This is a genomic window from Zhongshania aliphaticivorans (assembly GCF_902705855.1).
In the GTDB taxonomy this organism is placed as follows: Bacteria; Pseudomonadota; Gammaproteobacteria; order Pseudomonadales; family Spongiibacteraceae; genus Spongiibacter; species Spongiibacter aliphaticivorans_B.
Genome location: NZ_CACSIJ010000015.1, coordinates 73206 through 95308, shown reverse-complemented (window position 1 = coordinate 95308; position 22103 = coordinate 73206). Strand labels below are relative to the sequence as shown.

Annotated in this window: 19 protein-coding genes and 1 pseudogene; 18 read left to right on the top strand and 2 right to left on the bottom strand. The window is 49.7% G+C overall.

What is annotated here, in order from left to right; all coding sequences use genetic code 11:
• Positions 1-102: 102 nt before the first annotated feature.
• The 9 genes from GVJ32_RS14555 to GVJ32_RS14515 all read left to right on the top strand — a co-directional run bounded on the left by GVJ32_RS14555 (position 103) and on the right by GVJ32_RS14515 (position 9383).
• Entirely contained in the window at positions 103-612 is a 510-nt protein-coding gene (locus tag GVJ32_RS14555; protein ID WP_159240814.1) for an FxsA family protein, read from the top strand.
• A 232-nt stretch (positions 613-844) separates the two neighbouring features.
• On the top strand, positions 845-1135 hold the full coding sequence (locus tag GVJ32_RS14550; protein WP_159240813.1) for a co-chaperone GroES: 291 nt from the start codon (positions 845-847) through the stop codon (positions 1133-1135).
• Positions 1136-1193: 58 nt separating this feature from the next.
• Positions 1194-2852, top strand: coding sequence for a chaperonin GroEL (gene groL, locus GVJ32_RS14545; protein WP_200841447.1), 1659 nt, complete (start codon positions 1194-1196; stop codon positions 2850-2852).
• 237 nt (positions 2853-3089) lie between these two features.
• The gene (locus GVJ32_RS14540; RefSeq protein ID WP_159240811.1) at positions 3090-5882 is read left to right on the top strand and encodes a thrombospondin type 3 repeat-containing protein; all 2793 of its coding nucleotides are present in this window, start codon (positions 3090-3092) and stop codon (positions 5880-5882) included.
• Between the two features lie 252 nt (positions 5883-6134).
• Positions 6135-6839 (top strand): class I SAM-dependent methyltransferase, encoded by a 705-nt coding sequence (locus GVJ32_RS14535; RefSeq protein ID WP_235035161.1) that lies wholly within the window; start codon positions 6135-6137, stop codon positions 6837-6839.
• Between the two features lie 47 nt (positions 6840-6886).
• Entirely contained in the window at positions 6887-7828 is a 942-nt protein-coding gene (locus tag GVJ32_RS14530; RefSeq protein ID WP_159240810.1) for a D-hexose-6-phosphate mutarotase, read from the top strand.
• 17 nt (positions 7829-7845) lie between these two features.
• Entirely contained in the window at positions 7846-8274 is a 429-nt protein-coding gene (locus GVJ32_RS14525) for a potassium channel family protein (RefSeq protein WP_159240809.1), read from the top strand.
• Between the two features lie 132 nt (positions 8275-8406).
• The gene (locus GVJ32_RS14520) at positions 8407-8952 is read left to right on the top strand and encodes a CC0125/CC1285 family lipoprotein (protein ID WP_159240808.1); all 546 of its coding nucleotides are present in this window, start codon (positions 8407-8409) and stop codon (positions 8950-8952) included.
• Positions 8953-9017: 65 nt separating this feature from the next.
• Positions 9018-9383 carry a CoA-binding protein gene (locus GVJ32_RS14515; protein ID WP_159240807.1) on the top strand — a complete coding sequence of 122 codons (366 nt, stop codon included), beginning with the start codon at positions 9018-9020 and terminating at the stop codon, positions 9381-9383.
• Positions 9384-9428: 45 nt separating this feature from the next.
• Here GVJ32_RS14515 and GVJ32_RS14510 read toward each other — a convergent pair.
• Together GVJ32_RS14510 and GVJ32_RS14505 are read right to left on the bottom strand one after the other, a co-directional pair.
• Positions 9429-10639 (bottom strand): annotated as a pseudogene (locus GVJ32_RS14510) (IS3 family transposase).
• Between the two features lie 106 nt (positions 10640-10745).
• Complete coding sequence (locus GVJ32_RS14505) at positions 10746-11399, bottom strand: urate hydroxylase PuuD (RefSeq protein WP_159240806.1); 654 nt, start codon at positions 11397-11399, stop codon at positions 10746-10748.
• A gap of 242 nt (positions 11400-11641) precedes the next feature.
• Here GVJ32_RS14505 and GVJ32_RS14500 point away from each other — a divergent pair, with 242 nt between their 5' ends.
• The 9 genes from GVJ32_RS14500 to ribF all read left to right on the top strand — a co-directional run bounded on the left by GVJ32_RS14500 (position 11642) and on the right by ribF (position 22071).
• Positions 11642-12436: a hypothetical protein gene (locus tag GVJ32_RS14500; protein WP_159240805.1), complete on the top strand. Its 795-nt coding sequence runs from the start codon at positions 11642-11644 to the stop codon at positions 12434-12436.
• 114 nt (positions 12437-12550) lie between these two features.
• Positions 12551-14068 carry a fumarate hydratase gene (locus GVJ32_RS14495; RefSeq protein ID WP_159240804.1) on the top strand — a complete coding sequence of 506 codons (1518 nt, stop codon included), beginning with the start codon at positions 12551-12553 and terminating at the stop codon, positions 14066-14068.
• Positions 14069-14145: 77 nt separating this feature from the next.
• Entirely contained in the window at positions 14146-15585 is a 1440-nt protein-coding gene (sbcB, locus tag GVJ32_RS14490) for an exodeoxyribonuclease I (protein WP_159240803.1), read from the top strand.
• Positions 15582-15833 (top strand): GIY-YIG nuclease family protein, encoded by a 252-nt coding sequence (locus GVJ32_RS14485; RefSeq protein ID WP_235035160.1) that lies wholly within the window; start codon positions 15582-15584, stop codon positions 15831-15833. The genes sbcB and GVJ32_RS14485 overlap by 4 nt, the downstream gene beginning before the upstream one ends.
• Positions 15834-15930: 97 nt before the next feature.
• On the top strand, positions 15931-17736 hold the full coding sequence (locus tag GVJ32_RS14480; protein WP_159240802.1) for an ABC transporter transmembrane domain-containing protein: 1806 nt from the start codon (positions 15931-15933) through the stop codon (positions 17734-17736).
• An 18-nt stretch (positions 17737-17754) separates the two neighbouring features.
• Positions 17755-18771 (top strand): aspartate carbamoyltransferase, encoded by a 1017-nt coding sequence (locus tag GVJ32_RS14475; RefSeq protein WP_159240801.1) that lies wholly within the window; start codon positions 17755-17757, stop codon positions 18769-18771.
• Between the two features lie 45 nt (positions 18772-18816).
• Positions 18817-19428, top strand: a complete 612-nt coding sequence (locus tag GVJ32_RS14470) for an NUDIX domain-containing protein (RefSeq protein WP_159240800.1) — start codon at positions 18817-18819, stop codon at positions 19426-19428.
• On the top strand, positions 19425-21014 hold the full coding sequence (murJ, locus tag GVJ32_RS14465; RefSeq protein ID WP_159240799.1) for a murein biosynthesis integral membrane protein MurJ: 1590 nt from the start codon (positions 19425-19427) through the stop codon (positions 21012-21014). The genes GVJ32_RS14470 and murJ overlap by 4 nt, the downstream gene beginning before the upstream one ends.
• Positions 21015-21141: 127 nt before the next feature.
• Positions 21142-22071 (top strand): bifunctional riboflavin kinase/FAD synthetase, encoded by a 930-nt coding sequence (gene ribF / locus GVJ32_RS14460; protein ID WP_159240798.1) that lies wholly within the window; start codon positions 21142-21144, stop codon positions 22069-22071.
• Positions 22072-22103 lie beyond the last annotated feature (32 nt).

Sequence of the window (22103 nt, the reverse complement as noted above, 5' to 3'; positions counted from 1 at the left end):
TTTTACAGGCGATTGCACATAGACTGATACTGGCCGTGCGGCGCTTGAATTTGTCACTAATACCCCAACATCTTAAGAAAGCCTGAGCTGAGTGAGTTTGTAATGCGATTTTTATTCGTGATGTTTATTGGTCTACCCATTATAGAAATGTGGCTGCTTATTAAAGTGGGTACGGTGATTGGCGCCTTTCCGACCATAGCAATGGTGGCTGCTACGGCTGTTATTGGTGCGGCCTTGTTAAAACAGCAGGGGATAGATACTTTAACCCGCGCACAGCAGCGTTTGAATTCTGGGCAGGTTCCCGCAACTGAAATATTAGAAGGACTGATGCTGGCGGTTGGTGGCGCGTTGCTACTTACCCCAGGTTTTGTAACTGATGCGATTGGCTTTGTGTGCCTTATCGCACCGCTGCGCCGCTTGTTGATTGCGGCCTTGATTAAACGTGGTGTGATGCAGGTGCAAATGAATCAGTTTCACGGCGGCGCGGGCCCGTTTGGGTCGGCAAACCAAGAGTTTGGTGCAGGGCCAGATTCGCGGGTTTATGGTGCGCCTAGTGACAGTAAGAGCGCAGATGCGGTCATTATTGAAGGTGAATATAAAAAAGAAGAATAATTTTAGTAGGCGGCTCTTGAAATGCCTTCCAACAACCCCATTTACAGCACAGCCCACGGTGACTTGGTGATTGCACTTGGTTTTCCCAGTTGGAGCAAAAAAACGCTCTGATCCGTATGAAAGGGGTTTCAGGTCAAAATGCTTGCAGGTGTAAGAGCCTATGGTGTTTGGGCTGATGCCGGTTTACCCGGTCAAAAATTCTAAATCATTGATTTAATGGAGATTGATAAAAATGAAAATTCGTCCGTTATACGATCGCGTTGTTGTCCGTCGTAAGGAAGAAGAAAAGACTAGTGCTGGCGGTATTGTGTTACCTGGCTCAGCTAAAGAAAAGCCAAACCAAGGCGAAGTGCTTGCGGTTGGCGAAGGCAAATTGCTTGAAAACGGTGAGTTGCGTCCGGTTGGCGTAAAAACTGGAGACGTAGTCATTTTTGGTCAGTACTCGGGTAGCACTGTAAAAGTCGACGGCGAAGAGCTGATCGTGCTGAATGAATCAGAAATCTTTGGTGTGGTAGAAGCCTAAGAAGGCCGACACAAGGTTTCTTTTGAATCAACGAGTTAGTTAATAAAAGGGTTATAAGATCATGGCAAAAGACGTAGTATTTGGCAATGAAGCGCGTCAGCGCATGGTAGCTGGTGTAAACATTCTAGCTAACGCAGTTAAAGTTACTCTGGGTCCTAAGGGCCGTAATGTAGTACTTGAGAAGTCATACGGCGCGCCAACCATCACTAAAGATGGTGTGTCTGTAGCGAAAGAAATCGAGCTAGAAGATAAGCTCGAGAATATGGGCGCACAAATGGTTAAAGAAGTGGCGTCACGCGCTTCTGATGATGCCGGTGACGGTACTACCACTGCAACTGTATTGGCTCAGGCGATTGTGAACGAAGGCCTAAAATCAGTTGCTGCCGGCATGAATCCTATGGATATCAAGCGTGGTATCGACAAGGCAATTGCCGCTGCGGTTGCAGAAGTTAAAAAGCTGGCTAGTCCCTGTGCGGACACTAAAGCAATTGCTCAGGTAGGTACTATCTCAGCAAACAGCGACGCCAACATTGGTGACATCATTGCAGAAGCAATGGAAAAAGTCGGTAAAGAAGGTGTTATCACCGTTGAAGAAGGTCAAGGTCTAGAAAATGAGCTAGACGTTGTTGAAGGTATGCAGTTTGACCGCGGTTACCTGTCACCTTACTTCGTAAACAACACCGAGAACATGAGTGTTGAACACGACAGCCCATATATCTTATTGGCTGACAAGAAAGTGTCTAATATTCGCGAATTGCTGCCATTGCTTGAGCAAGTTGCTAAGTCTAGCCGTCCGCTGATTATTGTTGCAGAAGACGTTGAAGGTGAAGCATTGGCAACACTGGTTGTTAACACTATGCGCGGTATCGTTAAAGTTGCTGCTTGTAAAGCACCGGGCTTCGGCGATCGTCGTAAAGCGATGTTGCAAGATCTTGCGATTCTGACTGGCGGTACGGTTATCTCTGAAGAGGTTGGTCTTGATCTTGAGCAAGCAACTCTTGAACACCTTGGTACTGCTAAGCGCGTTACTATGGACAAAGAAAACACCGTGATCGTTGATGGTGCTGGTGAAGCAGCTGCTATTCAAGCGCGTGTTGGTGAGATCCGTACTCAGATCGAAAACACTAGCTCTGATTACGACCGTGAAAAACTGCAAGAACGCGTAGCGAAATTGGCTGGCGGCGTTGCGGTTATCAAGGTTGGCGCAGCGACCGAAATGGAAATGAAAGAGAAGAAAGCCCGCGTTGAAGACGCGCTGCACGCAACCCGTGCTGCGGTTGAAGAAGGCGTGGTTCCTGGTGGTGGTGTTGCTTTGGTTCGTGCTATCTCTAACATTGGCAAAATCGAAGGTGACAACCTAGATCAAACTGCGGGTATTAATGCAGCACTGCGCGCACTTGAAGCGCCTTTGCGTCAAATCGTGACTAACGCTGGCGACGAAGCTTCTGTAGTACTAGATAAAGTTCGCAACGGTACTGGTAACTTCGGTTACAACGCTGGTACTGGCGAATACGGCGATATGATGGAAATGGGTATTCTTGATCCCGCCAAAGTAACGCGTACTGCACTGCAAGCGGCAGGTTCTGTTGCTGGTCTGATCATTACTACCGAGTGCATGATTGCTGAAGCACCTAAGGCTGAAGCCGGCGGTATGCCTGATATGGGCGGCGGTATGGGTGGTATGGGCGGTATGGGTGGCATGGGCGGAATGATGTGATTTAGCCCCACCTCTCTTTACCTAGAAACCCCGCTTCGGCGGGGTTTTTTTATGCCTGAATTTTGTCCCTGTGATATTTGTCGACTTGAATCTAACAAGGTATCTAAGTTTTGCCTTGTGTAGTCATTGTTAACATGTATAGTGATGTCATATTGTTTTAATATTGTGCATTAGTGCGCTTTAGTGAATGTCGTTGTGTGTAATCCAGATCATAAAAATAAGTATTGGGTGTTCAATATGTCTTTTAGTCGTTATTTGTTTGTCCTTTTTGTTGCAACAGTTTTATCGGCCTGTGGTGGCAGCTCTGTTTCAGGTTCTGGCGTGCCAAATAATAGCGGCGGCAATCAAGTACTCGATTCGGACTCAGATGGCATTAGTGATAGCGTAGATAACTGTCCATTAGCTAGTAATGCGGGGCAGGCAGACGCTGATTTAGATGGTTTTGGTGATGCGTGCGATAGCGATGCCGACAACGACGGGGCTCTAAACGGTAATGACAACTGCCCAGTAACAGCGAATGTTGATCAAGCAGACGTGGATGGCGACCTTCTTGGCGATGCCTGTGATCCAGTGAATAATAATGATGGCGGTGATGGCGGTGATGGCGGTGATGGCGGTGATGGCGGTGATGGCGGTGAGCAGCCGCTAGATACCGATATGGATGGTATTTTTGATGCCAATGATAATTGCCCTAGTGTGTCTAATCCGGGGCAGGCAGACGTCGATGATGATGGTGAGGGCGACGTCTGTGATAACGATGCTGATAACGACGGCATTGCGAATGGAATAGATAACTGCCCCGCTGATGCAAATGCAGGGCAAGACGATATTGATGTAGATGGTTTTGGTGACGCCTGCGACGATCAAGATGATCGGGATAGCGATAGCGACGGTGTAATAAACACGCTTGATAACTGCCCAATGTTGGCCAATCCAGATCAACAGGATCTGGATGAGGATACCGTTGGCGATGCCTGTGATCCGGAAGACAATCGTGACAGCGATGCTGACGGGGTAGGTAATGAAGCTGATTTGTGTGCAAATACTGGTGCAGGCGCGAATGTCGATGCTAACGGTTGTGCTGCAGCTCAAGCCAATGCGTCGTGTGGCGATAGCTTTGCGAACGTAGCGGCTAATCGCCATTATCAGGTGAAAATCGCCTCTGCGAGCGGCGAAAATATCAGCTTTGAAGTCTTTGAACCGGCAACAATTAACTGTGGGCAACGTAGCCAAGGTGCGCATCCATTGGTGCTGCACAGCCATGGCTTCGGTGGCGCAAGGGTTAGTGATACCGGTGGCGAATACACTGGCAACGCAATTGGTCGCATGGTGGCAGGTGGCTATCCGGTCATCAGTATTGATTTGCGCGGTTTTGGTGACAGCAGTGGCACGGTGAGGGTATTGGATCCTGATGTTGAGGGCTTGGATTTATTACAAATTCTAGATTGGGCCGAAGCGAATTTAGATTATTTAGCGTGGCGCGATGAAAGTAGTGGCGACTTTGCCGCTCGGCCAGAAACACCGGTGAGTGTAGCTGGTGGAGTCAACCTGTTAGCCGGTTCTGTAGGTTCAAGCTACGGTGGCGGTTATCAAATGCTGATTCATGGCGTTGACGAAAAGCAGCGCCTAGATGCCATGATTCCCGATATTACCTGGCATAACCTACCCTACAGTCTGAATCAGGGCGACGTCGTTAAATCTGCTTGGTCTTTGTTGTTGGTGGCTGGCGGAGAGGCAGGTAGCTATCCACCAGGATTTGAAAATCAGGATTCGCCGCTGGCAAGAGGGCTTGATCCTTTTGTATTGGAAACGCTGGTGCGCGGCTTAGCGACCAATGAATTCCCCCGCGACGCATTAGATTGGTTCACTTATCACAGCCCACGTTACTGGTGTGGCCTGAATGGTCAGGCGACCATGCCTTACAGCGTCGCCGCCAGTGATTTGAATAACAATATTACTAGTGAGTTTAACGAAGCGCCGGGCAGCAATACCTATAGCAGTCAGTCGGGGGTGGATATTTTGCTTACCCAAGGTATTCGCGACACCTTATTTAATTTCAATGAGGCGTGGTGGAATTTCCAATGTTTAAGTGAGCGCGCGGCTGAGACTGGCCATGAGGTGAGGCTATTTACCCACGAAAGTGGTCATATCATTTCTGGCTTTATTGGTGAGACGCCAGAACCCCTTTATTTTCAGGCACCAGCTGGTAATTTTGCCTGCGGCGAGATTGATCAGCGCGATGCCACGATTGCTTGGCTGGATGAAAAATTGCGTGGATTGCCCGCCGCTGATTATTTAAGTGGCGAGAACGAGATTTGCACATCGCTTGCCGATAATGACGCCGTCATGATTCCGCTAAATAAATTTAAGGCACGACGTTCAGTAAATGACGATACCGTTGTAAGTTTTAGCGAGTACAACAATTTAAGTGCAAGTAATGTACCGAATGGTGTTGCTGCGCAAGTTGCGCATTTACCTGGTCAAGATGTGGCGATAGTTCCTGTTTTGAGCGTGGCAGATGAGAATGGTTTGATTATCGCGGGTATCCCACAACTCGATATTACTATAAGCACGCCGCAACTCATCAACGATGCCGTATGCGCGATGGGCAGTATTCCTACGCTGCGTATTGGTTGCGACGCCATATTATTTACCGGTGTGGCGATTCGCAGCGCGGGGGGCGAGTGGCGTTTATTGGATGATCAAGTTGCCCCTGTTCGCGGTCTTGGCGAACATCTCGAAATTGATATGGTAGGGATCGCAGAGCGGCTTGTTCAAGGTGACGAGTTGGGCTTGTGGGTAAGCGGTTATCATGCCCAGTATTTAGAAGCGTTCTCACGTGACGTCACTATACCCGTGGTGAATATAGCGGCTAAGTTGAGCCTGCCGTTATTTGCTGTTAAGGGTGACGGGCAGCCAGATTTTGAAGCGGATGTTTCAGGTTCCTTAGCTGCGCCGGCTGATGATGGCGGTGGTGGATTACCCATCGGCGGTATACCGGATCTCGGCGGTGGGATCCCGTTTCCGTAGCGATGGGAGTTAAATTTTGACAAGGCGGCTGAAAAGCCGCCTTTTTACGTATTACGCAATTAAAACCTAGCGAGTTCCGCGTAAATTTCTGGCTCCAGACGCAAACTGTTTGTGCTGTTGCCGCGACGGTCACTATACTTGCGCTTGGAATCTCTGTGTGACTATTAGGCTTCGGCGGCAGGTAGAAAAGTGCTAATAAGCGCGGGCCCCGCTCACATAGTATGTTTAGTCATTTAATAGCAGCCGAGTACGATGCTGCATAAATATTGCGAGGACGTTTTGGAGCTGTCATCCATTGTTCCATGGGGGCGATCTTACGGTGAATACTGCCGTATGTTTTCACTGTCAGAGCGAGATCTAGAAGGCCATATATTGGGTTGCGGTGACGGCCCGGCAAGCTTTAATGCGGAGCTGACGCAAAATGGTGGCCGCATTATGTCTTTTGACCCTATATATAAATTTTCTGCCGACGAAATTCGTAGTCGTATTCAGCGCGTATACCCTGGAATGATTGCCGAGCTCGCACGCAATGCGCAGCAATATTACTGGACTAGTTTTAAAGATCCTGGTCATTTAGGGTCTGTTCGCATGTCGGCAATGAATCGTTTTCTTGATGATTTTGAAAAAGGCTTAGATGAGGGGCGGTATATCGAAGCTAGCATACCCGAGCTTCCCTTTTTTGATAGAGAGTTCGACTTAGCGTTGTGCTCTCACTTGCTATTTTTGTACAGCGAGCAAATCGACGCGGCGCAGCACATCGAGGCACTTACTGAAATGAGTCGAGTCGCCAAAGAAGTGCGCATCTACCCGCTGCTTAGTTTAGATGGTCGAGTGTCGCAGCATTTGCCCGGTGTCCTGCGTTATTTTAATGAGCGTGATTATGTTGCTGAGTTAAAGCCTGTTGCCTACCAGTTCCAGAAAGGCGCGATGGATATGCTGGTCTTGCGGAAAAAATAGCGCAAGTACGATATTTTTATAGACGATGGACATCGGGAGTTGCTGCGGTGACGGTTGATTTGGCCTCTAATTTAGATGTATTAGAATTAAAGAAAGCCCATATTTATTTGCGATCTGCAAAGGCAGTTTTTAGCCCTTCCGGCGGCTTTTCAGCGTTAGCCGCAACGGCGGAGCACCCGGTTTTAGAGTGTGTTACTTCAAAGTGTCGAGCGGTCATTTCTTTGCAGGGTGCACAGCTTTTATCTTTTATTCCAACGGGAAAACAAGAGCTATTGTGGCTTAGTCCTTTAGCGACATTTAAACCTGGTGACGCGATTCGTGGTGGTATTCCGCTGTGTTTACCGTGGTTTGGGCTAAATCGCCGGCAGCCGGAACTGCCTAAGCATGGTGTGGCGCGCACGCAATTTTGGGCGTTAGATGATGTGAGTCAGGATGATGACGAAACCTTAAATTTACGATTGGTGTTTAATCCAAGTAGCGATGATTTAGAGATGTTTCCTTATCCGTTTTCAGCTCAGTTGAACGTGTCGATGGGGGATGCGTTACGCCTTTCATTAGTTATAAAAAATGAGGGCGCTTATGCTATGCCACTAAGCTTTGCCATGCACAGCTATTTTGCAGTGAGCGATGTCCGCGCAGTAAAAATTGAAGGTGTTGAGGGGCGAGAATACCTCGATAATTGCCGGGATTTAGCGCGCTTTGTGCAAGACGAAAGTCTGCAATTTGATGGTGAAATTGATCGTGTGTATGAAACCGTCGGTGGGTGTCAGGCAATTATTGATGGATCGCGTCAAATTAAAATAGACGGTTCAGCTTGCGACACAGTCGTGATCTGGAATCCTGGCGAAACATTGGCAGGTACAATGGCCGATGTTGGCTCGTATTACCGCGACTACGTCTGTCTTGAGCGGGGCATGGCGTTTGGTGATGAATTAGAACTCGCGGCAGGTGACGTGGCGCGGGCTACTATGCAGCTGTCGCCTAATTAAGCTAGGTTTAAGCTGCTATGTTTGCTCTTCTTTGTGTGATTAACACCGTCGTAATATCACTAGCTGTGCTGGTACATTACGAGACATTATTTACCTTATCAAAATTTCTGCCGCGATTTTCGTTACCGCGCTACCGAGTTTTGGTCGCATTAATTGCGGTGCTATTCGCGCATGCTGTTGAGGTGTGGATTTTTTCGGTGGCGTATTATCTTCTGAACGCCGACGGTGGTTTCGGAGCCTTAACAGGCAATTTTTCAGATAGTTTGCTCGATTGTGCTTATTTTTCATTCACGGTGTACACCTCATTGGGATTCGGCGACATTGTTCCGGTCGGTGATCTCCGGTTTTTATGTGGATTAGAGTCCCTGATCGGTTTGGTGATGATCGCTTGGTCGGCTTCCTTTATGTATATGGAAATGCAAAATAATTGGCGAGATATTCGTTAAGCCTTCTTGTCTTGTCTTGTGTTGCCGTTCAGCTTCAGTTCAGCTCCAAGGCGTATGATAAACCCCGTAAAAGGTAAGTGACGGCAGTTAGATAGAACCGTCACGATTTAGAGTTTTTTTAAGGGGAATATTATGCGTTTGCAGTGGATTTTTGCCGTTATGTTATCTGGCCTTGTTGTTGGCTGCAGTAGCACTGGTACTACATATCAACCGGCTGATGAGCGCGGTGCTTATGGTTATACTGAAAAGGAGCTGGGTAGTGATCGCTATCGTGTCACCTTTACTGGTAATAGCCGTACTGACAAAGAAACCGTAAACGACTACGCCATGCTTCGCGCCGCTGAGTTAACCTTGCAGAACGGCTATAACTGGTTTCATTTGGTAAATCGCGACACAGAAAGTAAAAGCCGCAGTAGCACCAGCATTTCAGGTGTAAATGACTTTGGTGGTCATACTGCAGTTTATCAGCGCTGTGGTCTAGTGAGTTGCGATACGGTTGTAACTCAAACGCCATCGCGCTTGAGTGGCGGAGTGGCGTCAACGACTACGCGCACCAATTATCAGGCGTCTTTAGAAATTAAAATGGGTAAAGACCCTATGCCTGATGATGCAGAGGCCTATAATGCGCAAGAGTTAGCTTCTACTCTGCGTCGCTGGATGGGTAAAAGCAGCAAATAGATCGAGCAAGACGATCGGAAAACCGGGCGCTTGTCGCCCGGTTTTTGCGCATATGGGGATTGAAAATGACAGAAACAGTATTAGTTTTGGGAGCAAGTCCTAAGCCTGAGCGGTATTCATTTAAGGCGGTACAAATGTTGACCGAGTATGGTCATAAGGTCTTGCCGGTAAATCCATATCATCCAACAGTTAGCGGTGTGGCGTGTCTTGCCTCAATTGCAGGTGTGAGTGAAAAAGTAGATACGGCCACGATTTACGTTCGACCAGAGTTATTGAAAAACGACCTTGATCAGCTGATTAGTCTGGCGCCACGCCGCGTTATCTTTAACCCCGGTACCGAGTCAGATGAGATGACTGAGCGCTTGGAAAGTGCGGGAATTGAAGTAGAAGAAGCCTGTACTTTGGTCTTGCTGCGAACTGGGCAGTATTAAGCTAAGTAGTGTCTAGTCCTGAAATAGGTTGACACCTATTTCACCTCAAAACGCCCGGTGCACAGCATCGGGCGTTTTGTATTTTAGCGCCAAGTGCGGCCGCTGGCTGTTATAAATCTTGACCGACTCGTTAACCATCTTACAGGCTTGCTCCGCATCTCTTGGTTGCACTAATAGGAATTCCGTTTTTAATATCCCGTTCACCCGCTATGCCAGCGCATTCTGATAGCAGTCATACCCGTCAGTCATTGAACATTGAATACCATGCTTCTGATGTATTCGCTGGTAGCTGTAACAACAGTATTGAACACCTCGATCCGAATGATGGATTAATGGCTCGCGGCCTGATCGCTGCCGAAGCGCTTCGCGCAAGGCCTGTTCTACATCATCGCTACGCAAGCTCTCATGAACATGGTGCCCGACAATTTTTCGCGAGTAGGCATCAGTGACCAAGCTGACATAACTCATTCCATTGCGAGTTGGTAGATAGGTGATGTCGGCCACCCAAACCTGATTGGGGCGACGAGCGATAACTTGTTCTGGCCCTGGTTTCAGGAGGTTTGGATGCTTACGGAAGCGATGATGGCTGTGTGTCGTCTTGTGGTAAGCCCGCCGCCTGGGCACCAGAAGCCGGTGAGCACGGAGCAACCGGAACAGCTGATCCCGCCCCAAGTGCAAGTGCTGCTCTAGTTGATTGTGCAGTAGATAGTGGAGTTTGCGAGTGCCGATCCGAGGCTGAGAGAGTCTAATCTCTTTAACAAAGCCGACAACCTGCTGTTCGCGAGCGTCGTGAATTTGTTGGCGCTGCTGGGCTTGATACCAAGCTTGGCGACTGATTCCCAGAAATTGACATGCCCTGCTTGTCGTTAATCCGGCAACGCGTATTTGCGTGAGGACTTGCCGGACTGCTTTTTTACCGTTACCCCGTAATCTTTCTCCATAACGTCGACGACAGCTTCGAAGAATCTGGCTTTTTGCTCAGCAAGCCTGAGCTTCTCTTCAAGTTCTTTAATCCGCTGCTCGGGTGTAAGGGGCGAAGGCATGCTAGGGCTCCATCCAGATGGTTTGGACGCACCAGAACCCCAGTCCTGATGGCCATATCGACGAAGCCACTTTAATACGGTTGAGTTGCCTTGAATACCATAACGACTCTGAGCCTGGGTATAAGTCATCTCGCCACGCTCAACTTGATCCACGACCGTTTGTTTAAAAGTCAGCGTGTAATCCTTTTGCGTTCTCTTAACTCGTTGATTCATCACGTTCTCCAATGAAAGGGACTAGAACGTGTCAACTCTATTCAGGACGGGTCATAGAAATGAAAAAGGGAGCCGATTTGGCTCCCTTTTCATGTTTAAAATCTTCTTAAACGAATTGCAGTAGGGCAACCATAGCCACTGCCAGGGCGATGCTGCAATGCACAACGCCTTTCACCGTTGTCATTGGGCCAGTTTTACCAAACATGGCATTAAGCTGGAGCAGCGCAATTAAACCGATGCAAATCCACAGGCCTAGGCTGATAGATGTGCCTGCTTTACTTACTGCCGCTGCACCCGCCGCGCCAGCGCCGTGGAATGAGCCTAACATGCCGATGAGCATAGGCGCAGAGAATAAAGTGTTAGTGCGTGATGCTAAGCCAGCTTTAGGGGCTGCTTTTGCCGCGTCACCCGGTACAATGCCGCAGACGATTTTTTGGTTTGGCCAAATAATCAACCACACGTTTAGGAACATTAAAGTACCCATCAGCGCGCCGATAATAATATAGCCGTTCAGGCCGCGAGCCATGGTGAAATGCAATAAACCAAGGCCAGTCAGGAAGGTGAACATAGCGCCCCAGCGGAACCACCAGAGTGCTCTGGGAGCTAATTTTTTCACTGCATCTGCTTTGGCAGAGGCTTCGGCTTCTTTAAAGTATTCTGTTTGTACAAAGTTGAAATAGTAAAGTAGGCCTATCCAAGTGATGCCGAACAGGACGTGTAACCAGCGAAGTAACAAATCTGGTGAAATAAATGCATCCATTAAATTACCCTCATTTTGCGTGTTGGTTTTGTCAGGTTTTTATTGTTGTTATCGTACTCAAATATCGCGCTTAATGCGGTTTGAGCATAATGCGCAACACTAAAACCGCTAAAGTATAGCAAAGCATATGAACTTGGGTAGTGAATAAGACTCAAATGACCCAGCAGGTGCTTTAACCCCCGACATGCCAGTGTCATAATGCCGCTTCTTTTACCTCTTTCGAATACAGTGAGTTAATAACCGTGAGCACGGACAGACAGGAACCAAGTATTTCACTCTCTATAGATGATGAGGATATCGTGCGGCCCGCTGCGGCGAAAAAAAGCGCGCCGCCACCACCGCCACAACAAGTAGACGGACCTAAAGGCGGTAGCGGCGGTTTCGTCATGTTTATGCTGACGGCGCTGGTTTTACTGCTCTCTGGTGTTTCTTACTATTTGTACGACCAGTTAACTGCGGCCCAGACGCAGCTACTGGCAGGCCAGGATCGCTTAGATGCCTTGGAAATGCGCCTTTCATCGGCAGATGAAAGCATTAGCGAAAGCACTGTGACCACCTCGGTTAAGTTAAAAGAGCTGGATCTGGAGGTTCGTAAGCTGTGGGACAATGTTTGGAAAAAGCAGCAGGACGAGCTAGCCAAGCACGAGGCCACTTTAGGCAAGCAGCAATCTGCGATGGATGCGGCGGTCAAGCGCGTTGTGGCCTTAGAGGCGAAGCTTAAAACCAGTGATGAGCTTTTGAGTAAAATTTCGAAGTCGTATAACAGCGACCGCGAGTCGATTACTTCAATGTCGGGTAAATTGGACAGAGTGATTGCGCAGTCTGAAGTGAACCGTAAAGAACTCCTTAATATGGGCAAACAAGTGGCGTCTGGTGGCGGTTTGGATGCGCGAGTTAAGGATGTTGAGCGTCGTATCGCACAAAATGAAGAGTGGTTAGATTCGGTAAATGCCTTCCGCAAGCAAGTTAACCGCGACATAGAATCTATGCGTCAGACCATGACCCAGTACCACTCGGGCAGTCCTTCGCCCCGTTAATTTAGTCTGATAAGCGGTGGTGTGGCCCTTTGCGCTACACTACCGCACTCCTGCTGGTGTATACTCTGCCGCCTTTCTGGGCGCTGTCGCCAACCATTTAGCTGGAGTCTTCCAATGACCGTAATTCGTCAAGATGACCTTATTCAAAGTGTGGCCGACGCGCTGCAATATATTTCTTATTACCACCCCGTCGATTTTATTCGAGCCATGGATGAAGCCTACCAGCGCGAGCAAAACCCCGCTGCCAAAGACGCGATGGCGCAAATCCTGATTAATTCTCGCATGTGTGCTGAGGGCAAGCGGCCGATCTGCCAAGATACCGGTATCGTGACCGTATTCCTTACTGTGGGCATGAATGTGCAGTGGGAAGGCACAATGGGCGTGACTGATATGGTTAACGAAGGTGTTCGTCGCGCTTACAATTTGCCAGACAACGTCCTGCGCGCCTCTATTTTGGCCGACCCAGATGGCGCTCGTGCTAACACTAAAGACAATACCCCAGCGGTTATTCACTACGAAATCGTTCCTGGCGATACCGTAGAAGTTCACGTTGCAGCGAAAGGCGGCGGCTCTGAGGCGAAATCGAAATTTGCCATGTTGAACCCCTCTGATTCGGTGGTGGATTGGGTGTTGAAAATGGTACCGACGATGGGCGCTGGTTGGTGTCCACCGGGTATGTTGGGTATCGGCATTGGTGGCACCGCAGAGAAGGCGATGATTATCGCCAAAGAAGCCTTGTTAGACCCTATTGATATTCACGATCTACAGAAGCGTGGTGCAAGTAACCGCAGTGAAGAGCTGCGTTTAGAGCTATTCGACAAAGTGAACAAGCTTGGTATTGGCGCGCAGGGTCTTGGCGGTTTAACGACTGTTCTAGACGTGAAAGTAAAAGACTTCCCAACGCATGCGGCGAACAAAGCCGTAGCAATGATTCCAAACTGCGCGGCGACTCGTCACGCTCACTTTACGCTTGATGGCAGCGGCCCAGCGGCACTCACACCGCCATCATTGGACGAGTGGCCAGAAGTAACCCGTGAAGCGGGTGAAGATGTAAAGCGCGTTAATTTAGATACCGTCACTCAAGAAGAAATGGCCACTTGGAAGCCCGGTGATACCATTTTACTAAGCGGGAAAATGCTGACTGGTCGCGATGCTGCCCACAAGAAAATGGTGGATATGCTGGCGCGTGGTGAAGAGCTGCCCGTCGATTTAAAAGGTCGTTTTATCTACTACGTTGGCCCTGTTGATCCCGTGCGTGACGAAGTGGTTGGCCCCGCCGGCCCAACTACAGCAACTCGGATGGATAAATTTACCCGCACTATGTTGGCCGAAACTGGTTTAATGGGCATGATTGGTAAGTCCGAGCGCGGCGATGTGGCTATTGAAGCCATTAAAGAGTTCGGTGCCACTTACTTAATGGCAGTGGGCGGCGCGGCGTATTTGGTGGCGCAGGCTATTAAAAAGTCTGAAGTGGTTGGTTTCCCAGAATTGGGTATGGAAGCAATCTATGAATTTACCATTGAAGATATGCCGGTAACCGTTGCTGTTGACGTGCGCGGCGAGTCTGTTCATAAAATCGGCCCCCAAATTTGGAAGGCTAAAATCGAAGAGCAGGCGATTGAGGTAGTCTGAAGACGCTTGATGGGAGACGGTAAACGCTATGGCGTTTGCATCTCCCGTCTCCCGTTTAGCATCTAGGGGAGTACATTTTGGCCAATCAAACCTTCTACTGGCACGATTACGAAACCTGGGGTGCGAATCCCGCCCGCGACCGACCAGTGCAATTCGCCGGTGTACGAACTGACGCCGAGCTGAATATTATCGGCGAGCCATTAATGGTGTATAGCCGCCCCAGTCCAGATTATCTTCCCCATCCCGAGGCGTGTTTAATCACCGGCATTACGCCTCAGCAAGCTCTGCAAGAGGGCGTGTCTGAGTCTGAGTTTATTGCCACGGTACACGCTGAATTGTCGCAGCCGGGTACCTGCGGAGTGGGTTACAACAGCATTCGCTTTGATGATGAAGTGACTCGCTACACCTTATACCGCAATTTCTATGATCCCTACGCACGGGAGTGGCAGAACGGTAACTCGCGCTGGGATCTCATCGACGTTGCACGCTTGTGTCGCGCTCTGCGACCAGAGGGCATTGAGTGGCCCTTGCGCGAGGACGGTACTCCGAGTTTTAGGTTGGAAGAGTTAAGTGCGGCCAATGGGCTTAGCCATGAATCTGCCCACGATGCTTTGTCCGATGTGTATGCGACTATCGATTTGGCAAAGCTATTAAAACAGCGTCAGCCAAAACTATTCGACTACGCCTTGAGTTTACGTGATAAGCGCACGGTTGCCGCCATGCTCGACGTTGTTAAGCAGGTGCCGGTTTTACATGTGTCGGGTCGTTTACCGGCAGCTAAATTTTGTTCGGCTTTGATGATGCCATTGGCATTGCATCCAGAGAATAAAAACAGCGTTATTGTTTGCGATCTAAGTGTTGATCCCACGCCATTGATCGAATTGTCAGCTGAAGAGATTGCGGCGCGAGTATTTAGCGCGACCGCAGACTTGCCCGAAGGCACTGAGCGCATTCCCCTAAAGGAAATCCACATTAATCGCGCTCCTATTATTGCCACCGCCAAATTGGTGGATGAGTCGGTCAGCCAGCGCTTACAAATCGATATGGCGCAGTGTCGCCGCCATTGGGCCCAGCTCCACAAAGCGCCCGGTGTGATTGAAAAATTGCAGAAAATCTTTGGCTCGCGCCAATTTGCCGAAAGTACTGACCCAGATGTGATGCTGTACGGCGGTGGATTTTTCAGCGGCGATGATAAAAAAATGATGGATGAAGTTCGCCGTGCGACGCCAGACATTCTTGCCATGCACAGTTATCACTTTAGCGATGCGCGCCTGCCTGAGTTGTTGTGGCGCTATCGTGCTCGAAACTTCCCCATGAGTTTATCTGATTCTGAACGCGAAAAATGGCGCAGCTTCTGCCGCCGCTGCTTACGTGAACCGGAGCAAGGGCAGTTGGGCTTTGCTGAATTTCGTCAGCGCTTAGTTGAGCTTGCAGGTGAGCGAAGCTCAAGTAAAGATGTAATGATTTTAAGTGAGTTAAACGATTACGCCGACGCCTTGGAACAAGAAGGTTTGTGAGTCCGGCGTGGTGGGTTTATATGGTGCGCAGTCGCAGCGGCAAACTGTATACCGGTATTAGCACAGATCCAGAGCGCCGTTTTAGAGAGCATTGTGGCGAGGGTGGGCGCGGCGCGCGGTTCTTTCGAGGCGACCCCGCCGAGGCTATTGTGTATCGCGAACCGGCAGAAAATCGCTCAGTGGCATCCCAGCGTGAAGCGGCAATTAAGAAATTACGCCGCAGTGAAAAAGAATCCTTGATCGTATAGTTGCATCCTTAATCCTTATGGCCAGTAAATGCCTTGAAACGTTGCTTTCCCGCGCTGGTGATAAAGGCGATAATGCGCGGCTACGCAGGGGAGAGTTATGACGGATACCGGTTCAGAGCGCGAAAAAAGCACGAACGTCGGCGTATTAAAGGCGATGATGGCCTTTTTGCGACCTTATCGCTGGCAGATGATTGGTGCCAGTATTGCTCTGATTTGCACTGCGGGTATCACCCTGTCGATTGGCCAAGGTTTGCGGATGTTGGTCGATCAGGGCTTTTCTAGTAATGCTTCGGTAGACGCGTTAAATCAGGCATTGCTGCTGTTTATGGTGATGATCCTGCTTTTGGCGACAGGCACCTTTGTGCGTTTCTATTTAGTATCTTGGATTGGCGAACGGGTTAGCGCAGATTTGCGTAAAGCGGTGTTTGCTCATGTGGTCCACCTCCACCCCGGTTATTTTGAAACCAATCTCAGCGGCGAAATTCAGTCGCGTATCACCACGGATACGACCTTACTGCAAACGGTGATTGGCTCGTCGGTATCTATCGCGCTGCGCAATTTCTTAATGTTTATTGGCGGTTTAATTTTATTGTTTATCACCAACCCCAAGTTAACCGGTTTGGTGATGTTGAGTGTGCCGCTGGTGGTGGTGCCGATTATTGTGTTTGGGCGCCGCGTTCGCAGCCTGTCGCGCACCAGTCAAGATCGCATTGCTGGGGTGGGTAGCTTTGTTGGCGAGGCCGTTAAAAATATTAAAATGGTGCAGGCTTTTAATCATCAGACGCTAGATAAAAACGTGTTTGATGGCCATGTAGAGTCGGCGTTTTCCGTCGCGATTGTTCGCATAAAGCAGCGCGCATGGCTCTCTACTGTGGTGATTACACTAGTGCTGGGCGCAGTAACGGCCATGTTATGGGTTGGTGGTTTAGATGTGCTGGCCGGTAAAATCAGTGGCGGCGAGTTAGCGGCATTTATTTTTTACGCGGTGATGGTGGCGGCGTCTGTTGGTGCAATCTCTGAAGTCTACGGCGATTTGCAGCGTGCGGCGGGAGCGACTGAGCGATTATTAGAATTGCTGGCCGCTGAGAATTTAGTGCCATCGCCAGAAACGCCATTGCCATTACCGGCGGAGCCAGAAGGCAATTTGCAGTTCGAAAATGTGAGCTTTAGCTATCCGTCTCGCCCAGAACAGCGCGCTATTGATAATTTAAATTTGAATATTGCGCCGGGCAGTAGTGTTGCTTTGGTCGGCAGCTCCGGCGCGGGCAAGTCGACCTTGGTTGATTTAATTCTGCGCTTTTACGATGTGCAGGGCGGCGCAATCCGCTTTGATGGCATTGATATTCGCGAACTCAGCCTTGAGGATCTTCGCAGTCAAATCGCCATGGTGCCCCAGCAACCCGTATTGTTCACCGGCACCGTGGCCGATAATATTCGCTACGGCAAACCCAGTGCGAGTCTGGCAGAAATTGAAGCGGCGGCGCGCTCAGCTTACGCCCATGAATTTATTGAGCGCTTGTCAGATGGCTACGACAGCTTCGTTGGCGAGGGTGGTATTCGTTTATCGGGTGGCCAGCGCCAGCGTATTGCGATTGCCCGTGCGATATTGGCTGACCCTACCTTATTGCTATTGGATGAAGCGACTAGCGCGCTGGATGCGGAGAGCGAGTTTCAGGTGCAGCAAGCCCTTGAGTTATTAATGAAGGGGCGTACCACTATCGTGATTGCCCACCGTTTAGCCACGGTGGTAGATGTTGATATTATCGCGGTCTTAGATCACGGTAAGTTGGTGGCGACGGGCAGCCACACCGAACTTTTACAAAGTTCGCCGCTCTATGCTCGTTGGGCTAGCCTGCAATTTGATGAAGGCGCGAACACCCCAGATGTGTTGGCGACGGTTTAATTATTCGGAGAGGCAGTAGTGAAATTTTCCGGTAGTCATATTCTCTCTATAAGTCAGTTTGATCGCAACGATATTGAGCGCGTGTTTGAGGTTGCAGATCGCATGGTGCCCTACGCGCATCGGCAGCGCGTGACTAAGGTGCTCGATGGCGCCATTCTCGGCAATATGTTTTTTGAACCCTCTACCCGAACGCGGGTAAGTTTTGGTTGCGCCTTTAATTTGCTGGGTGGCGAAGTGCGTGAAACCACAGGTTTTGAAACCTCGGCCATTGCTAAGGGTGAATCACTGTATGACACCGCACGGGTACTTAGCGGCTATAGCGACGTGATTGTAATGCGACATCCGGTGTCGGGTTCGGTGGCCGAGTTTGCAGCGGCGAGCCGAGTGCCGGTGATGAACGGTGGCGACGGTGCTAACGAACACCCCAGCCAAGCCTTGTTAGATTTGTATACCATCCGTAAAGAATTACAGCATCAGGGTCGCAGTGATTTGGACGGCCTGCGGATAGCGATGATTGGCGATTTGAAATATGGCCGTACCGTGCATTCGCTGTGTAAATTACTGTGCTTGTATAAAAACGTGACGGTGACGCTGATCTCCCCCGATGAATTAAAAATGCCGGAAGCGATTGTCGAGCAGTTGCGCGAAGCGGGTCACACCGTACAAGAATCCGATGTGATGGAAGGCAGTATTTCAAAAGTCGATATTGCCTATTCCACGCGTATCCAAGAAGAGCGGTTTGCCAGCCCCGCCGAGGCAGATTTATACCGTGGTCGCTACCGCTTGAATCAAGCTATTTATACCCGCTATTGCGAACCGAACACGGTGATTATGCATCCGCTGCCGCGTGATTCGCGCACTGAGGCCAATGAGCTGGATAATGACCTGAACGATAATCCTAATTTGGCGATATTCCGCCAAGCGGATAACGGCGTGCTGGTTCGTATGGCCTTGTTCGCACTGACACTGGACGTTGCCGATCAGGTTGATAAAGCGGCTCGCGATGTGAATTGGTATACCGAAAGGCGCTTTTAGTTTTTGGTTTTTTTAGTGTGGCTCCAAGGGCAGCGGATATTTTGAATGGCAGACTTTGAACGCAAAGATGTAGAAGTTGACGAAGACCGCGCGGCATGGCGCGGTTTTTTTCAGGTGCGCGAACTGCGTTTGCGTCATCGCCTGTTTGGCGGTGGCTGGGGTAATTGGCTGAGCCGCGAACTATTTATGCGTGGCCCCGCAGTGGGCTTACTACCCTATGATCCCGTTAACGACTGCATTCTTAAAGTGGAACAATTTCGGATTGGCGCGCTTAGTCGCGCCCAAAGCCCGTGGTTATTAGAATTGGTTGCCGGCATTATCGACACCGATGAAAGCCCTGCTGAAGTAGCGCGCCGTGAAGCAAAAGAAGAGGCGGGTTTGGATATTGGCGAGATGGAGTCCATTGCCGAGTATTATTCTTCGCCGGGCGGTAGTGATGAATATTTTTATCTATTTTGTGGCCGTGCCGACTTGAGCGTGGCGGGCGGTTATTTCGGTTTGGCCGCCGAAGGTGAAGATATTCATGCCCAAGTTATTTCCTTTGCTGACGCGATGACGATGCTTGACGCTGGCAAAATAAATAATGCGCACAGCATAATTGCGATGCAGTGGCTACGCCAACACCGCGACGAGCTGCGGCAGCGGTGGCTGGTGTGAGTGATGCAGTGGTAAAGCCGGTAAAGCAACGCGGCTTATTGCGTTCTAGCTTATTGGTTAGCGTGATGACCCTATTGTCACGAGTGTTAGGTCTCATTCGTGATGTTGTGATCGCCATATTTTTAGGCGCCAGCAGCAATGCCGACTGTTTTTTTGTTGCCTTTAAAATTCCTAATTTCTTACGGCGCTTGTTTGCCGAAGGCGCTTTCTCGCAGGCCTTTGTGCCGGTGCTATCCGAATACCATGAAAACGGCAGTAAGGAATCGGTTAAATTATTGATTGATCGCACGGCGGGGGCGCTGGGCGGGGTCTTGTTACTCGTGACCTCGGTGGCTGTGATTGCCGCGCCGGTCGTGGCTACCTTGTTCGCTCCTGGCTTTCGCGACGATCCGGCCAAGTTCCAACTGACCTCAGATATGATTCGGATCACCTTTCCGTATCTATTTTTAATTTCAATGACCGGCTTTGCTGGCGGTATTTTAAATACCTTTGGTCGCTATGCGGTGCCAGCCTTTACGCCGGTGCTATTGAATGTTTGCCTGATTGTTTCTGCACTTTACATGTCGTCCTATTTCGCAGAGCCAGCGATGGCCTTGGCGTGGGGAGTGTTGATGGCGGGTGCTGTGCAGCTGGTATTTCAGTTGCCATTTTTACAGCGAATTCAAATGCTGCCTCGGCCACGCTGGGACTGGCATAACGAGGGTGTGCAAAAGATTGTTACGCTAATGATTCCGGCCTTGTTCGGGGTGTCGGTTAGCCAGATTAATTTATTGCTCGATACGATATTGGCGTCCTTTCTACCCACCGGTAGTATTTCTTGGCTGTATTATTCTGACCGATTAGTGGAGTTGCCCTTGGGCGTATTTGCGATTGCGATTGCGACTGTTGTGCTGCCTAATTTGTCTCGGCAGCGCGCCGGTGGTAACGAGGCCGCATTTGCGTCAACGTTAGATTGGGGCTTGCGTAGTGTTTTACTTATGGCGGTGCCTGCTGCTGTTGCACTTATGTTACTCGCTGAACCCATCTTAATTACTTTGTTTCAGTACGGCGAGCTGCAAATGCGTGATGTGGAAATGTCAGCTTTAAGTTTGCGTGCTTATACCTTGGGCTTGATTCCCTTTATGCTGATTAAAGTATTGGCGCCTGGGTTTTATGCTCGCCAAGATACGAAAACCCCGGTGCGCATAGGCATAATTGCGATGGTCGCGAATATGGTGATGAATATCGCCTTGGTAATTCCTCTGCATCATTATTGGCAGGTGGGGCATGCGGGTTTGGCCCTCGCCACCGCCGGCTCGGCGTGGCTCAATGCAGGGCTGTTGTACCGTGGTCTGCGCCGCGCCGCTGGATTTAAACCTCTGTCTGGTTGGGGGCGTTATTATCTGCAGCTGCTGTGTGCGGTGGCGGCGATGAGTGCTTGCTTGTATTTTGGCTTGCAGTGGTTCGACGGCTGGCAGGGCTGGAGTGTTTGGGAGCGAGCCCTTCACTTATTAGTCCTGTGCTTAGCCGGCGGCGTTGCCTATGTAGCGGTGATGCTGATCTGTGGTTTACGTTTGCGCGATATAAAGGGCAGTGCGGCACATTAAGAAGGTTTTATTGCGCTGGCTTTGGCGGGTATTCCCTGCCAGCGGTAAGAGTCACGAACACTGGCGTTTTAGTCGGGCACAACACTAGGCTATAATCCCTCGCTTTGCAGAGCAAATAGACGGTCGCATGGAGTTAATTCGCGGATTTCAACATTTTCGCCCCCGTCATCGTGGCTGTGTGGCTACGATTGGGGCTTTTGACGGTGTGCATTTAGGGCATCAGGCGGTGTTGCGCCAGTTAATTGCGAAAGGTCGGGAAATGGGCTTACCGTCGACCGTGGTCATTTTTGAACCACTGCCTAGAGAGTTTTTTTCGCCCGATGAGGCGCCTGCGCGGCTAATGAGCTTCCGCGAGAAGTTTATTGCGCTGCGGGATCTGGGTATTGATCGAGTGATGCGAATCCGCTTTACACCCGATTTCCGCGATATGACCGCGAACGAGTTTATCCATAAATTATTCGTTGCCGGTTTGGGCGTGAAATATATTGTAGTCGGCGATGATTTGCGATTTGGCCGTAATCGCAGCGGCGATTTTGATTTGCTACGTAAGTTTGGAAAAATTGACGACTTTGAAGTTGTTGATACTTCAACCTTGGAGGTTACTGGCGAGCGGGTAAGCAGTACGCGCATTCGCGAGGTCTTGGCCTGCGCTAATTTTGACATGGCTGAACGCCTATTGGGACGGCCTTATAGTATTTCTGGGCGTGTTATTGTCGGTCAGCAGTTGGGTCGTACCATTGGTACGCCAACCGCCAATATGGAATTACATCGCCTGCGCTCACCTTTGTCGGGTGTGTTTGCGGTGGAAGTGTATGGCGCGGATAAAGTCATGCGCCCAGGTGTTGCTAATGTGGGTGTGCGGCCCACGGTGGGCGATTTATCTAAGGCGATTTTAGAAGTCCATATATTAGATTTTAAGCAAAATATTTATGGCCGCAACATTAAGGTCGTATTCCGTAAAAAACTGCGGGAAGAACACAAATTCGATGGGCTTGACGCCCTAAAGGCGCAAATTGCGCGGGATGTTGAACAGGCGCGACGTTATTTTGACCTCTAGCCCGCCCCTTCAATGAAATACCGATTACTTTG